Below are 14,665 nucleotides of genomic sequence, written 5' to 3'. Positions count from 1 at the left end.
ATGCAAGCAACGCTGAAAGACAAGATGACATTCGCGGGCGTTGGGCTTCACTCGGGCGCCGCGGCGGTGCTGACGCTTCATCCGGCACCGGCCGGCCACGGCATCGTCTTCCGCCGCACCGATCTGACGCCTGCCGTCGACATTCCCGCGCTGTGGAATCACGTCAAGCCGTCGAAGCTGTGCACGCTGATGGACAATGGCGCCGGCGTCACGCTGTCCACGGTCGAACATGTCATGGCCGCGCTGGCGGGAACCGGCATCCACAACGCCCTTGTGACGGTCGACGGACCCGAGGTGCCGATTCTCGACGGATCCTCGGCACCCTTTGTCGAGGGAATCCTGAAGGCTGGAATCCGCCGCCAGGCGGCCCCCCTGCGCGCCATCCGCGTCCTGCGTCCGGTCGAGGTCCGTGAAGGGGAAGCCTTCGCGCGTCTGTCGCCTGCCGACCACCTCGAGATCGACTTCCAGATCGACTTCACGGACGCTGCGATCGGGCATCAGGAGAAGCGTCTGGACATGGCCAACGGCGCTTTCCTGCGGGAACTGGCCGACAGCCGGACCTTCTGCCGCGCCGCCGATGTCGAGGCGATGCGCCGCAACGGCCTGGCCTTGGGCGGGACGTTCCTGAACGCCGTCGTCTTCGACGGGGCCGAGGTCCTGTCGCCGGGCGGCCTGCGCCATGCGGACGAGGCCGTTCGCCACAAGATGCTGGACGCGACCGGCGACCTTGCGCTGGCCGGGGCGCCGCTGCTGGCGCGCTATACCGGCCATCGCGCCGGTCACGCGATGACCAACCGGCTGCTGCGCGCGTTGTTCGCCGACCCGACCGCCTGGCGGTGGGAGCAGTGCACCCCCGAGCTTGAGGGTCGCCTTCCCGGCGCCGGCGTTGCGGATTACGCCCTGGCGCGGGACTTGATGCAGGTTGCCTTTGCCGCCGAATGAGGCCGAGGCGCCTGCTGCAAAGCCATGCGGAATTCAACGGATTGCCATTTTGCGCCCCCTGATGTTCTGTGCTACCAGATGTCGGCAGCGAACCCTGACGGGTCCTGCGGACGACAAGGATCTTGGGGCAGGGTGAAGATGGCGGGCGCGAAAACTTCGGCTTCGGTGATGGCTGCGGTGCTCGCCGGATTGATCCTGACCGGTTGCGGCGGTGACCGCGACCGGACACAGCGAGAGAATCTGGACAAGTTCACCGCAGCCGAAATCTATCGCCGCGGCGAATACGAACTGGAAAACAGCCGCAAGCCTGAGGACGCCGTCTTCTATTTCAGCGAGATCGAGCGCCTTTATCCCTATTCCGAATGGGCCAAGCGCGCGCTGATCATGCAGGCATTCGGCAACCACAAGGCCGGCAACTATGAAGAAGCCCGCGCCGCGGCGCAGCGGTTTCTTGACACCTATCCCGGCGATGAGGATGCCGCCTACGCGCAGTATCTGCTGGCGCTGTCCTATTACGACCAGATTGATGACGTGGGCCGCGACCAGGGCCTGACCTTCCAGGCGCTGCAGGGGCTGCGCACGGTGATCGAGCAGTATCCGGATAGCGAATACGCGCGCAGCTCGATTCTCAAGTTCGACCTAGCCTTCGACCATCTGGCCGCGAAAGAGATGGAGATCGGCCGCTATTATCTCAAGCGTGGTCACTATGCCGCTGCGATCAACCGCTTCCGCGTCGTCGTCGAGGAGTTCCAGACCACCACCCAGACGCCCGAGGCGCTGCTGCGGCTGGTCGAGGCCTATCTGGCACTTGGGCTGACGGACGAGGCGCAGACGGCTGGCGCGATCCTCGGCTACAACTTCCAGTCGTCGCCCTTCTACGAAGATGCCTTCCGCCAGCTGCGCGGTCGCGGCCTGTCGGCCGAGGTGCGCGGCGACAACTGGCTGGGCGACGTCTATCGCCAGACGGTCGAGGGTCGCTGGCTGTAATGGACCAGCGCCGCGCCCCGGCGCTGCGGGCGCCCTCATGCTGAGATCGCTGGACATCCGCGACATGCTGCTGATCGAGCGGCTGGAGCTGGCTTTCGGCCCCGGCCTGAACGTCCTGACCGGAGAGACTGGCGCTGGCAAGTCGATCCTGCTCGATTGCCTGGGTTTCGTGCTCGGCTGGCGCAGCCGCGCCGACCTTGTCCGCCAGGGGGCGTCGCAGGGCGAGGTGCAGGCCGTCTTCGACCTGCCCGCCGCCCATCCCGCGCGAGAGGTCCTAGGTGAGGCTGGGATCAGCATCGACGAGGACGAACTGATCCTGCGGCGCGTGAACGGGCTAGACGGCCGCAAGACCGGCTGGGTGAACGACCGCCGCGTGTCGGGCGAGGTGCTGCGGCAGCTGTCCGAGACGCTGGTGGAATTGCATGGTCAGCACGACGACCGCGGCCTTTTGAACCCGCGTGGCCACCGGGCGCTGCTGGATGCCTTCGGCGCACTGGACCTGTCTCCGGTCAGGGCCGCATGGAACGCCCAGCGCCAGGCGGCGCGCGCGCTGGCCGATGCCGAAGCCGCACTGGCCGCCGCGCGTCAGGAGGAAGAATTTCTGCGCCATGCTGTTGCCGAACTGGACAAGCTGAGCCCCGAGCCGGGAGAGGAGCAGCGCCTGGACGTGGCTCGCCGCGCCATGCAAGGAGCCGAGCGGATCCGTGACGACGTGGCCCGTGCCCTTCAGATGCTGGGCGGCAACGGGGCCGAGGCCGCCATGGTCGATGCGGCGCGCTGGCTCGAAGGCGCGGCCGGGCAGGCCGAGGGCCGGCTGGAGGAGCCGCTGGCGGCCCTGTCGCGTGCGCTGGTCGAGCTGGGCGAGGCGACGAAGGGGGTCGAGGACACGCTCTCGGCGCTCGACTTTGATCCCGCCGCCCTGGAGGCGACCGAGGAGCGGCTGTTCGCGCTGCGCGGCTTGGCCCGCAAGCATGGCGTGCTGCCGGACGACCTGGCCGATTTGGCCGGGGACCTGCGCCAGAGGCTGGGCCAGATCGACGCCGGAGAGGCCGAGATCGGCGCGTTGCGTGCGGCCGACCGTGCCGCCGCCGCGGCCTATGACGACGCGGCGGCGGCCCTGACCGAGGCGCGGCAAGAGGCCGCCCGTCGTCTGGACCTAGCGGTCACGGCGGAACTTGCGCCGCTGAAGATGGAACGCGCCGTCTTCGAGACGCGGGTCAGTCCCGCCGAGGCTGGCCCTGACGGCGGTGATGCGGTCGCCTTCACCGTGGCCACCAACCCGGGCGCGCCGTCCGGTCCGCTGGACAAGATCGCCTCAGGGGGTGAGCTGTCGAGGTTCCTGCTGGCGCTCAAGGTGTGTCTTGCGCGTGGGAACGATGCGCTGGTGATGATCTTTGATGAGATTGACCGGGGCGTCGGCGGCGCGACGGCCGACGCGGTAGGACGACGCCTGCAGACGCTGGCGGCTGATGCGCAGGTCCTGGTGATCACCCATTCGCCGCAGGTCGCCGCTCTGGGCGAGGTTCATTTCCGGGTGTCGAAATCCGTGTCGGACGGGATGACGACATCGACGGTGGCGCGGCTCTCCGACAGCGACCGCGTGGCCGAGATCGCGAGGATGCTGTCCGGCGACCGCGTCACCGGGGCTGCGACCGAAGCCGCCCGGGCGCTTCTGGACGGCTAATCGAGGATCTGCGGAACCGGCCGCAGCACCGATTCGATGCGCATGGTGGTGGGGTCCAGGCGCACGATATGACCGGCAACGACGGCATAGGCGTCCCCCGCGGGCGGCGACGACAGCCCGTAACGGCCGGGGCGCGTGATCATGTGGACCTGATGCTCGGCGGCAATGTCGCCGACGGTGACAATTGCATCCTGGCGCGTCAGGCAGCGCGGGCCGCAGGTCGCGGCCGACAGATGGTCCGGATAGCGGCCTTTGGGCGGTTCGGGGGCAAAAAAGGCCGCGACACCGACCATACCCCCGACCACCGCGGCGGAGAGAGGGTGCAGTGGCATCATGTCGTTCCTTTCCCTGTCATCTTGGTCAACACGGCTCTGACACGACAGTTCCGCGACAGAGTTCGTTGGCAGATCAGTGTTGCATCTGCGGCAGATGTCGCAGGACCGAAAGGATCTTCCCCGACCGGTCGTCGATCCGCACCAGATAGCCCCCGACGATGGCATAGCGGTGTCCCACGGGGCTGAGACCCAGGCCATAGGTCCCGGGCACCGCGATCGGCGTCACCAGCTCCTGTCGGGGGGACGTCACCGATGATCGGCGCGGCGGCGATGGTGCTTTCCCGCGCTTGCGCAGGATGGGGCAGCAGCGGCTCATGCAGGATCGTGGCCATAAAGGCCGCCAGCGCCGCGAAGGCCAGTGAGACCGCTGTCAAAAGTCGCGGCAAACGCATCAGCGCTGCTCCGTCAAGTCTGCATCCTGAACCCATGAACCACATGCCGGTTTAAGGGTTCCCTGACAAGCTGGCGGAAAGGACGGGCTTCAGCCGTTCCGCTGCACAAACCTGGGCAGCATGGCAGAAAAGTCACGTCCGCGTCCGTCTTCGCGCTCGACGAACTCCTCGTAAAGATTGCGGGCCAGCGACCCCATGGGCGTATCCGCGCCCGCCGATCCGGCCGCCTGCTGGGCCAGGTTCAGGTCCTTCAGCATCAGTTCGGCGGCAAAGCCGGGGCGATAGTCATTGTCGGCCGGGCTTTGCGGACCGATCCCCGGCGCCGGGCAATAGGCGTTCATCGTCCAGCTGTATCCCGAACTGGTCGAGACGACATCGAACATCTTCTGCCGATCCAGACCCAGCTTGTCGGCCATGGCGAAGGCCTCGCAGGTGGCGATCATGGTCACGCCCAGGATCATGTTGTTGCAGATCTTCGCGGCCTGGCCCGCGCCGCTCTCGCCGCAATGGACGGCCTTCTGGCCCATGATCTCGAAGAGCGGCTCGACCGTCGCGAAATCCTTGGACCGACCGCCGACCATGAAGGTCAGCGTCCCGGCCTGAGCGCCGCCGATCCCGCCCGAGACGGGGGCATCCAGCGCGCCCAGTTCCGCCGCAATCGCCGCCTCGGCGACGGCGCGGGCGCTGTCCACATCGACGGTCGAGCAGTCGCAGAGGATTGCGCCCGCCCGCATCGCCGGAATGACCTGGTCGGCCACGGCGCGCAGGATCTGGCCGTTCGGGAGCATGGTGATGACCACGTCAGCATCGCGCGCCGCCTCGGCGGCCGAGGTTGCGGGGCTTACCCCCTCCGGCTCGGGCGCGGCGGTGTCAAAACCCGTCACCTGATGTCCGGCTTTTGCTAGGTTGCTTGCCATGGGCGCACCCATGTTGCCCAGTCCGATGAACCCGATCTTCATTCCGTTTCCTCCCAACCCAGGTCGTCATCCGGCAGCGGCGCCAGCATGGCCCGCACCTTGTCGTCGGTCGCCGCGGCCGTCCAATTGGGGCTGCGATCCTTGTCGATGATCTGCGCGCGGACCCCTTCCAAGAAATCGCTCTCAGCCGTGGCGCGGGCGGTGAAGCGATACTCTCGCGCCAGCGACTGCTGGATGCGGCGGTCGCCGCGCGCCGCGCGCACCATCGCCAGACCCGCCGCCATCGACAAGGGCGAGTTGCGCTGCAGCGTCGCCAGATCGTCGCCATCGGGCAGCGATTGCATGATCTGCGCCGGGTCGTGTCCGCCGAAGGCCGACAGGTCCTGGTCGGCCAGCGCCGAGGCCGGGGCAGGGTGGCCCGACAGGCAAGCGGTGTCGCCCGTGCGCTGCACTTCGTCCATCAGGGCGGGCCATTCCGTCTCGGGGATGTAGAGGTCGGCGAAACCGGCGTGCAACGCATCGCCGGGGCCCATCCGCGCGCCGGTCAAGGCCAGATACTCTCCAATCCGGCCCGGCGCGCGGGATAGAAGCCAGGTTCCGCCCACGTCGGGGATCAGGCCGATGCCGCTTTCGGGCATCGCGATGCGGGTAGTGTCGCTGACGATGCGGTGGCTTGCATGGCCGCCGACGCCCACGCCGCCGCCCATGACGAAGCCCTGCATGAAGGCCACGATCGGCTTGGGATAATCCGCGATGGTGGCGTTCATACGGTATTCGTCGCGGAAGAACTCTCGCCCGACCTTGTGATCGCCCGCCCGACCGGCGTGATAGACCGCCGCGATGTCGCCTCCTGCGCAAAAGGCGCGGTCGCCCTCGGCGTCGATGATGACCAGCGCGACGTCCGGGTCGTCGCGCCAGCTGTCCAAGGCCTTCTGGATCGCCAGCGCCATCGGGTGGCTGAGCGCATTGAGCGCCTTGGGGCGGGTGAAGGTGATGCGGCCGGCGCGGCCGGTCTTGCGGATGTTCAGGTCGTCCATTCTACCTCCGTTCGGCCAGCAGGGCGCGGCTGACGATCAGGCGCATGATCTCGTTCGTGCCCTCCAGGATCTGGTGGACGCGCAGGTCGCGCACGATCTTCTCGATGCCGTAATCGGCCAGATAGCCGTAACCGCCGTGCAACTGCAGGCACTGGTTGGCGACATCGAAGGCGCGGTCGGTGACATGCAGCTTGGCCATGGCGCAGAACTTGCCGGCGTCGGGCGAACCCTGATCCAGCCTCCACGCCGCCTGACGCAGGAAGATGCGGCTGGACTGCAGCGCGGTCTCCATCTCGGCCAGGCGGAACTGCAGGGCCTGGAACTGGTCCAGCGATTGGCCGAAGGCCTTGCGGTCGCCCATGTAGGCCAGCGTCGCGTCCAGCGCGGCCTGCGCTCCGCCAAGGGCCGCGGCGGCGATGTTCAGCCGGCCACCGTCAAGCCCGGCCATGGCATAGGAAAAGCCGCGGCCTTCCTCGCCCAGGAGGTTGGCGGCCGGAACGACGCAGTCGTCGAACTGCACCTGTGCGGTGGGCTGGGACCGCCAGCCCATCTTCTCTTCCAGCGCGCCGAAGGTCAGGCCAGGGGTGCCGTCCTCGACGATGACGGTGCTGATGCCCTTGGGACCGTCGCCGCCGGTGCGGACCATGGCGATATAGGCGTCGGAATAGCCGCCGCCCGAGATGAAGGCCTTGGTGCCGTTCAGCCGCCAGCCCTGATCGTCGCGTTCGGCGCGGGTGCGCAGCGCGGCCGCGTCAGATCCGCTGCCAGGTTCGGTCAGGCAATAGCTGAAGATCTTCCGCATGGCGCACAGGTCTGGCAGCCAGCGGTCCTTGTCCTCGGCCGATCCGAACTTGTCGATCATCCCGCCGCACATGTTGTGGATCGACAGGAAGGACGCGACCGAGGGGCAGGCCATGGACAGCGCCTCGAAGACCAAGGTCCCGTCAAGCCGTGTGAGGCCGGTTCCGCCATGATCCTCGGACACGAAGATGCCGCCGAGGCCCAGTTCGGCCACCTCGGGCCAGAGGTCGCGGGGGATGGTGCCGTCGGCTTCCCACGTTCGCGCATGGGGCGCGATGCGGGCTTGGCCGAAATCGCGGGCCATGTCGAAGATGGCCTGCTGTTCCTCGGTCAGTGCGAAATCCATGCGTCATCCCCTCCCCGGATTTGCGTGAATTGAACGGTTGTTTAATTGGCAGATGTTGCAGCAGTATTGCAAGCTGCACCGTCAAAGATCTTGGCGAAACTCCTCGATCAGGTGGCGGGTCACGGCGCGAAGGGCCTCGTCCTCGGTCGCGCCGGCGGCGCGGGCGCGGGCGGCCACGGCGCGTTGGGCATCTGCCGAGGTGCCGCGCGCCACCATGTCGCGCAGGCGGGCAACGGCGGGCTGGCTGTCCAGCGCGTCGGCATCCTCGGCGATCAGCGCCAGCCAGTCCTCGGCGATGCGGTCGAAGGGCAGGACGGCGCCGGCACCGAAGTCGATCAGCCCCTCGGCCATGCCATAGCGGGCGGCGCGCCAGCGGTTTTCGCCGATCAGGAAGGCGTCGTATTGCCGCCAGCGCTGGTTCCGGCGCGACAGGCGCCAGAGCATCCGCAGCGTCGCCTGGATCAATGCGGCCAAGGTCACGGCGTCGTCGGCGCGGGGGCAGGCGTCGCAGATCCGGGTTTCCAGCGTCGGGAACTTGGAGGATGGGCGTAGGTCCCACCAGATCTTCGAACTGTCCTCGATGATGCCCAGATCGGTCAGGGCGGTGATCGAGCGTTCGTATTCAGGCCAGCTTCCGAAGGCGGGCGGCAGGCCCGTGCGGGGCATGTCACCGAAGACCGTCGTGCGGTAGGAGGCCAGCCCCGTGTCCTGCCCCAGCCAGAAGGGGCTGGAGGCCGAAAGCGCCAGCAGATGCGGCAGGAAATAGCTCAGCTGCCCCATCAGGTCGATGCGCTGCGAGGGATCGGGGATGCCGATATGGACATGCATCCCGCAGATCAGCATACGCCGCGCCACGCCACCCATGTCGCGCGACAACTGGTTGTAGCGGTCCTTGTCGGTATGGTCCTGGTCGCGCCAGTCGGCGAAGGGGTGGCAGGACGCCGAGATCGGCGCCAGCCCGTGATCGGCCGCGTGCCGGGCGACGGTGGTGCGCAGGTGGCGCAGGTGGTCGCGGGCCTGCCGGATGTCGGCGGAGACAGGCGTGCCGATCTCGATCTGGCAGCGCAGGAACTCGGGGCTGACCTGGTCGCCCAGATCGGCCTTGCAGGCATCCATCAGCGCCTTGGGCGCTGTGGCAAGATCGCAGGTCTCGGCATCGACGAGGAGGTATTCCTCCTCGATGCCCAGGGTGAAGTCAGGCTCTGTGCTCATGGCGGTCCCTTGGAAAGACCTGAACGGGCGCTGTTGCGTCCCGCGGATGCCGGGGGGAGAGCCCCCCGGACCCCCGGGCCAGTGTCGCACGGACGACGGATCAGTCCATTGCCTTGAAGTTGAACTCTCCGCCTTCCTTGATGCCCGAGGGCCAGCGCGCGGTCACGGTCTTGGTGCGCGTATAGAAGCGGAACGCGTCCGGTCCGTGCTGGTTCAGGTCGCCGAAGCCCGATTTCTTCCAGCCGCCGAAGGTGTGGTAGGCGAGTGGAACCGGGATCGGCACGTTGACGCCGACCATGCCGATGTTGATGCGGCTGGCAAAGTCACGGGCGGTGTCGCCGTCGCGGGTATAGATCGCCGTGCCGTTGCCGTATTCGTGGTCCATGGCCAGCTTGATTGCCTCTTCATAGCTGCCGGCGCGGACGGTGGACAGGACGGGGCCGAAGATCTCTTGCTTGTAGATGTCCATGTCGGGCGTGACACGGTCGAAGAGGTGGGGGCCGACGAAGAAGCCGTTCTCGTATCCCTGCAGGTTGAAGTCGCGGCCGTCGACGACCAGTTCTGCGCCTTGGTCGACGCCCGACTGCACCAGGCGCAGGATGTTCTCCTTCGCGGCCTTGGTGACGACCGGGCCATAGTCCACGTCGTTGCCGGCGGTATAGGGGCCTACCTTCAGCTTCTCGATCCGCGGCACGAGGCGCTCGATCAGCGCATCGGCGGTCTTGTCGCCCACGGGAACCGCGACCGAGATCGCCATGCAGCGTTCGCCTGCCGCGCCATAGCCCGCACCAACCAGCGCGTCGGCGGCCTGGTCGAGGTCGGCGTCGGGCATGATGATCATATGGTTCTTGGCGCCGCCGAAGCATTGCGCGCGCTTGCCGGTCTGGGCGGCGCGTTCATAGATGTACTGCGCGATGGGGGTCGAGCCGACGAAGCCCACGGCCTGGATAATCTGGCTGTCCAGGATCGCATCGACGGTTTCCTTGTCGCCGTTCACGACCTGCAGCACGCCGTCGGGCAGGCCCGCCTCTTGCAGCAGCTTCGCCAGCATCAGGGGCACCGACGGGTCGCGCTCGGACGGCTTCAGGATCATCGCGTTGCCTGCAGCCAGGGCCGGGCCCATCTTCCACAGCGGGATCATCGCTGGGAAGTTGAAGGGCGTGATGCCCGCCACGACGCCGAGCGGCTGGCGCATCGAATACATGTCGATGCCGGGGCCGGCGCTGTCGGTGAATTCGCCCTTCAGCAAGTGGGGCGCACCGATGCAGAACTCGATGACCTCCAGCCCGCGCTGGATGTCGCCCTTGGCGTCGGGGAAGGTCTTGCCGTGTTCGCTGGACAGAACCTCGGCCATCTTGTCCATGTCGCGGTTGATGAGGCGCACGAACTCCATCATCACGCGGGCGCGGCGCTGCGGGTTGGTCAGGCCCCACTTGACCTGAGCTTCGGCGGCGCGTTCGACCGCGTGGTCAAGCTCGGCCTTGGTGGCCAGCGACAGGCGCGCCTGAACCTCGCCGGTGGCGGGGTTGAACACGTCCGAGAAGCGGCCGGACGTGCCTTGGTATTCCTTGCCGTCGATCCAGTGATGAATCTCTTTCATTCGTCATCCTCCTGTTTGAGCGGCAAGTTAGCCTTGCGATATCGCCGGATAAAGACGCAGGGTGGCAAAAGGGTTTTGCAAAAACGCAAAGGATGTCGGGATGGATTGGGACGACCTGCGCATCTTCCTGGCCGTCGCGCGGACGGAAAGCCTGTCTGGCGCGGGTCGGCGGCTGGGGCTGGACGCCTCGACCGTCGGCCGGCGCATCGCGCGGCTTGAGGGGGCGGTGGGGGCCGCCCTGTTCCTGAAGACGCCGCAGGGGTACCAGCTGACCGCCGAAGGAGCGCGCCTGATCCCACCCGCCGAGGCGGCCGAGCAGGCAGCCGCCGCCGCATCCGAGGCTGTCCGCGTCGAGGCCGGCATCACCGGGCAGTTGCGGATCGGGGCGCCGGACGGCTGCGCCAACTATCTGCTGCCGCAGGTGGCGCGCGATCTGTGCAAGGCGCATCCGGGGCTGGAGGTGCAGATCGTCGCCCTGCCGCGCGTCGTCAACCTGACCCGGCGAGAGGCCGACATGGCCATTGCCGTGTCGCCGCCGGACGCGGGGCGGCTGACGGTGCAGCGGCTGGCGGATTACCGGCTGCACCTGGCCGCGCACCGCGACTATCTGGCCGAGCATCCGCCGCTGACAAGCCTGCAGGCGCTGAAGGATCACCGGATGATCAGCTATATCCCCGACATGATCTTCGATCGCGAACTGGACTATCTCTCCGCCACCGGGGTCGAGACGGCGCAGATCAGCTCGAACTCGGTGGCGGTGCAGATGCAGGCGCTGCGCGCAGGTGCGGGCGTCGGGATCGTGCACGACTTCGCGTTGCCCTTTGCACCGGGCGTGACGCGGGTGCTGACCGACAGTATTTCCTTGACGCGCAGCTTCTGGTTGATCCGACATGCCGACGACCGCGGGTCCCGCCGATTGACGCTGCTGGCCGAAGCTCTGGCGCAGGGCGTGCGCGCCGAAATCCACCGGCTGGAGGGGCAGCTGCCCACCCCCGACTAGGGTGGCACTTGACGGATCGCGATTCGGGCCAAAAGATGAAGCCACAGAAGCCGTCAGGGAAGGGGACCTCGCCATGTTGGTCAAACAGTTGCTGTCGATGAAGTCGGATTCCGCCAAGCCGTGGATCGAATCCGCCACGATCCTGACCATCGGTCCCGACGCCTCCCTGGCCGAGGCCGCGCAACTGCTGGCCGAAAAGCGTATTGGCGCGGTCGTGGTCTCGACGGACGGCGAAACGCCGATGGGCATCCTGTCGGAACGCGACATCGTGCGCCAGCTGGGGCAGCACGGACCCGGGGTCCTGTCGCGCCCTATCAGCGAGTTCATGACCCGCGAGGTGCAGACCTGCACCGTCGCCGAGGATGCGCTGACCGTCCTTGAACGGATGACCAACGGCCGGTTCCGCCACATGCCGGTGGTGGACGAAGGCGGGCGGATGCTGGGCGTCATCTCGATCGGCGACGCGGTCAGCGGCCGCCTGAAAGAGCTTGCCGCCGAAAAGGAGGCCCTGACCGGCATGATCATGGGCGCATGACGTCCGGTCGCGCACGATCGCTTCCTTGCAATCGGTTGGCAAATCGGTTTTGCCTGAGGCCCGGACCCTGACACAGGACGCGATCTTATGCGCATCGGCCTCTATCCCGGCACGTTCGACCCGATCACCCTGGGTCATATCGACATCATTCAGCGCGCCATGGCGCTGGTCGACCGGCTGGTGATCGGGGTCGCCATCAATCGCGACAAGAGCCCGCTGTTCCCGCTGGAGGAGCGGGTGGCGATGGTCCAGGCTGAATGCGACGCCATCGCGCTGAAGACCGGCGGCGAGATTCTGGTCCATCCGTTCGAGAACCTGCTGATCGACTGTGCCCGCGACGTGGGCGCCAGGGTGATCGTGCGCGGCCTGCGCGCCGTCGCCGATTTCGAATACGAGTTCCAGATGGTCGGAATGAACCGCGCCCTGGACAGCAGCATCGAGACCGTGTTCCTGATGGCGGACGCCCGGCGGCAGGCAATCGCCTCGAAGCTGGTCAAGGAGATCGCTCGGCTTGGCGGTGACGTGTCGAAATTCGTCAGCCCCCCGGTCGCCGACGCGCTGCTGCGCCGCTATGGCTAGGGGGGCGTGGCGCCGGAACTGCACGGGCCGCTGTCGGCACCTTCTGTGATCCCAGGCGGGACAGCAGTTCCCGTTCATCCGCGCCTATGATGGTCCGGAGGAGTGCGCAGGTCTGCTCGTCAGATGAACCCGAGACCGCAGCGGCTGCGCTGGAGGCTCGCGTCGATCCTGAGATGATTGCCCGCTGACTGATCCTGGCCCAGGCCCAGGCCAAGGCATCGTCCAAGACTCCCGCATCGTCGTTCGGCTTTTGGACCCGCCGCAGTCCATTGTCCGTGGGACAGGTATTCCTGCGGGACGCCTCTCGCACGGCCAGAATCAGAGTCCGCCTTTCACGTCTCGGTCAAGGCGGACACGCCGCCGCTTATCGAGCGACGGCGCCAACATCAGGCAGAGCATGACGATGATCAAGGGGGCGGTCTTTCTCGACCGCCGAGGCCGATCACTCGGCCGGGGGGGCCAGTTTCTTCGTGCCGCCGTTGTTCAGTGGGTCTTCCTGCCGCTGGACCGAGCCTTCGAAATGCGCGCCGGATTCAATGGCAATGGTCTTGTGGATGATGTCGCCCTCGACCCGGGCCGTGGCGGTCAGGCGGACCTTCAGCCCGCGGACGCGGCCGACGACGCGGCCATGGACGATCACGTCGTCGCCGACGATCTCGCCCTTGATGGTCGCCGTCTCGCCGATGGTCAGCTGGTGGGCGCGGATGTCACCCTCGACGGTGCCTTCGACCTGGATGTCGCCCTGCGTCTTGATGTTGCCGACGACCGTCAGGTCCGGCGACATGACCGACGGCGCCGTTCGCGGGCGCGGCGTCGATGGGGCGGAGGCGTCGGGATTGCGTTCGGGAGTGGCAGGTGCGGCTTCGGGTGCGGGGCCGGCGGGGGCCGGAGAGGCGGGGCGATTCTCGGTCACGCGGGTCTTACTGAACATTTTCTGCTGCCTTGATGAAGCTCATCGGGTCCACGGCCCGACCGTTCATCCGCACCTCGTAATGCAGGTGCGGCCCGGTCGAGCGTCCGGTATTGCCCATAGCACCGATCAGCTCGCCTTGCGACACCCTTTGACCGACTTTGACGCCGATCCGGCTGAGGTGGCCATAGCGCGTCTCGGTCCCCAGCTCGTGTTCGATCTTGATGAGGTTCCCATAGGCACCCTGGCGGCCGGCATAGGTCACCACGCCGTCGCCGGTGGCGTGGATCGGCGTGCCGACGGGGCCGGCCATGTCCACGCCCTCGTGCATGCGGCCCCAACGGCGACCAAAGCCCGAAGTATAGCGGAACGCCTGTTCGACCGGCATCGCCAGCGGCAGCTTCTCGATGGCGATGCGATAGGTGTTCATCTGGTCCAGCGTCACGATGATCTGCCGGGCCTTGGTCTCGTTCTGGCTGAGCGCCGCGTTGCCCCGCGTCGAATAGGACAGCGGCGTCAACGGACCGCCTTGACCGGAATAGCCTTCGCGGATGGTCGCCAGAACCTCGTCGGGGTTCATCCCGACCGAGCGGAAGACGTCGTCCAGCGGCTCGGTCGAGATGGTCACCGCGTCTTCCAGCTGGGTCAGGATCTCGTCGTTGCGGGCCAGGATCTGGTCGCGCTCGACAGTCAGTTCCTGGGCGGCCAGCCGGGCCTCGTCGGCTTCCTGCCGGGCCAGGGCGCGCTGGTCGGCGGTCTGGCGAAGCTCTTCGGCCAGGATGTCCAGGGCGACGGTGACTTCCTTGCTGCGGTCTGGGCCTGCATCGTCGGCGACCTGGGCCTGATGCGCATCGCGTTCCGCCAGCGCCGCCGTCAGGGTCGAGCGTACGGCACCAAGACCCGCTTCCATCTCGCGGCGCTTCTCCTCGGAGGCGAGGAGCTGCGTCTGCATCTGGGAAACCTGGTCCAGCGCCGTGGCAAAGCGAGCCTGCGCGGCAAGTGCCTCGGCGGCGCGGGCGTCGCGTTCGGCCTGAAGCTCGTCCAGCCGCTGCTCCAGCCCGGCCTGCGCGGCGGGAGCCCGCGTGCCTTCCGCGCCGAAGGCGTCGATCATCAGGGCCGAGCTGGCAAACAGCGTCCAGCCGAAGGCGAGGGTAATCCCGCTGATCCCGGCAAGCTGGGTCAGGGGGCGCAGGTGCAGGACGCGGGTGGTGTCATCCGACCGAAGGAACAGCCGTTGCTCTGGCAGCCACTTCCCAAGCGACGCGTTCAGTCGATCCATCACCTTCATTGTCGATCACTGTCCCCCGAAAGGCACGCCTTGTCGTGGCTGGCGCATTGGTTCCATTCGCGGTCGGGTAAACAGCAGCTGTGCCTTGATGGCAACAGCC

The 14,665-nt window shown here is 67.1% G+C and carries 15 protein-coding genes; 6 read left to right on the top strand and 9 right to left on the bottom strand.

Annotated features, from left to right (window positions below; translation table 11 throughout):
* The 3 genes from lpxC to recN all read left to right on the top strand — a co-directional run bounded on the left by lpxC (position 1) and on the right by recN (position 3,613).
* Complete coding sequence (gene lpxC, locus OC184_RS04795; RefSeq protein ID WP_265506054.1) at positions 1-942, top strand: UDP-3-O-acyl-N-acetylglucosamine deacetylase; 942 nt, start codon at positions 1-3, stop codon at positions 940-942.
* Between the two features lie 138 nt (positions 943-1,080).
* Complete coding sequence (locus OC184_RS04790) at positions 1,081-1,929, top strand: outer membrane protein assembly factor BamD (RefSeq protein WP_265506053.1); 849 nt, start codon at positions 1,081-1,083, stop codon at positions 1,927-1,929.
* 37 nt (positions 1,930-1,966) lie between these two features.
* Entirely contained in the window at positions 1,967-3,613 is a 1,647-nt protein-coding gene (gene recN, locus OC184_RS04785; protein WP_265506052.1) for a DNA repair protein RecN, read from the top strand.
* Here recN and OC184_RS04780 read toward each other — a convergent pair.
* The 7 genes from OC184_RS04780 to OC184_RS04750 all read right to left on the bottom strand — a co-directional run bounded on the left by OC184_RS04780 (position 3,610) and on the right by OC184_RS04750 (position 10,253).
* Positions 3,610-3,945 carry a hypothetical protein gene (locus OC184_RS04780; protein ID WP_265506051.1) on the bottom strand — a complete coding sequence of 112 codons (336 nt, stop codon included), beginning with the start codon at positions 3,943-3,945 and terminating at the stop codon, positions 3,610-3,612. The two genes, recN and OC184_RS04780, sit on opposite strands and share 4 nt — an antisense overlap.
* Positions 3,946-4,021: 76 nt before the next feature.
* Positions 4,022-4,174 carry a hypothetical protein gene (locus OC184_RS04775; protein ID WP_265506050.1) on the bottom strand — a complete coding sequence of 51 codons (153 nt, stop codon included), beginning with the start codon at positions 4,172-4,174 and terminating at the stop codon, positions 4,022-4,024.
* Positions 4,175-4,429: 255 nt separating this feature from the next.
* Positions 4,430-5,299, bottom strand: coding sequence for a 3-hydroxyisobutyrate dehydrogenase (gene mmsB / locus OC184_RS04770; protein WP_265506049.1), 870 nt, complete (start codon positions 5,297-5,299; stop codon positions 4,430-4,432).
* Complete coding sequence (locus OC184_RS04765; protein WP_265506048.1) at positions 5,296-6,294, bottom strand: enoyl-CoA hydratase/isomerase family protein; 999 nt, start codon at positions 6,292-6,294, stop codon at positions 5,296-5,298. Before OC184_RS04765 ends, mmsB begins: the two co-directional genes overlap by 4 nt.
* Position 6,295: 1 nt before the next feature.
* Entirely contained in the window at positions 6,296-7,441 is a 1,146-nt protein-coding gene (locus tag OC184_RS04760) for an acyl-CoA dehydrogenase family protein (protein WP_265506047.1), read from the bottom strand.
* Positions 7,442-7,522: 81 nt separating this feature from the next.
* Complete coding sequence (locus OC184_RS04755) at positions 7,523-8,653, bottom strand: carboxylate-amine ligase (protein WP_265506046.1); 1,131 nt, start codon at positions 8,651-8,653, stop codon at positions 7,523-7,525.
* Positions 8,654-8,753: 100 nt separating this feature from the next.
* Positions 8,754-10,253 (bottom strand): CoA-acylating methylmalonate-semialdehyde dehydrogenase, encoded by a 1,500-nt coding sequence (locus OC184_RS04750; RefSeq protein WP_265506045.1) that lies wholly within the window; start codon positions 10,251-10,253, stop codon positions 8,754-8,756.
* A 100-nt stretch (positions 10,254-10,353) separates the two neighbouring features.
* Between OC184_RS04750 and OC184_RS04745 the strand changes: the two genes are divergently transcribed.
* The 3 genes from OC184_RS04745 (at position 10,354) to coaD (ending at position 12,367) form a co-directional block, all read left to right on the top strand.
* Positions 10,354-11,253, top strand: coding sequence for a LysR family transcriptional regulator (locus OC184_RS04745; RefSeq protein ID WP_265506044.1), 900 nt, complete (start codon positions 10,354-10,356; stop codon positions 11,251-11,253).
* 73 nt (positions 11,254-11,326) lie between these two features.
* Entirely contained in the window at positions 11,327-11,788 is a 462-nt protein-coding gene (locus OC184_RS04740) for a CBS domain-containing protein (RefSeq protein WP_265506043.1), read from the top strand.
* Between the two features lie 87 nt (positions 11,789-11,875).
* The gene (gene coaD, locus OC184_RS04735; protein ID WP_265506042.1) at positions 11,876-12,367 is read left to right on the top strand and encodes a pantetheine-phosphate adenylyltransferase; all 492 of its coding nucleotides are present in this window, start codon (positions 11,876-11,878) and stop codon (positions 12,365-12,367) included.
* A gap of 442 nt (positions 12,368-12,809) precedes the next feature.
* On the opposite strand, the gene OC184_RS04730 is transcribed toward coaD, so the two are convergent.
* Positions 12,810-13,298, bottom strand: a complete 489-nt coding sequence (locus OC184_RS04730; RefSeq protein WP_265506041.1) for a bactofilin family protein — start codon at positions 13,296-13,298, stop codon at positions 12,810-12,812.
* A complete protein-coding gene (locus OC184_RS04725) occupies positions 13,288-14,556 on the bottom strand; it encodes a DUF5930 domain-containing protein (RefSeq protein WP_322630176.1) in 1,269 nt (422 codons plus the stop codon). Before OC184_RS04725 ends, OC184_RS04730 begins: the two co-directional genes overlap by 11 nt.
* Between the last annotated feature and the right edge of the window lie 109 nt (positions 14,557-14,665).

Origin of the sequence: Paracoccus rhizosphaerae, assembly GCF_026162645.1 — a bacterium.
In the GTDB taxonomy this organism is placed as follows: Bacteria; Pseudomonadota; Alphaproteobacteria; order Rhodobacterales; family Rhodobacteraceae; genus Paracoccus; species Paracoccus rhizosphaerae.
The sequence above is the reverse complement of the archived record's forward strand: the minus strand, read 5'-3'. Positions and strand labels throughout refer to the sequence as shown.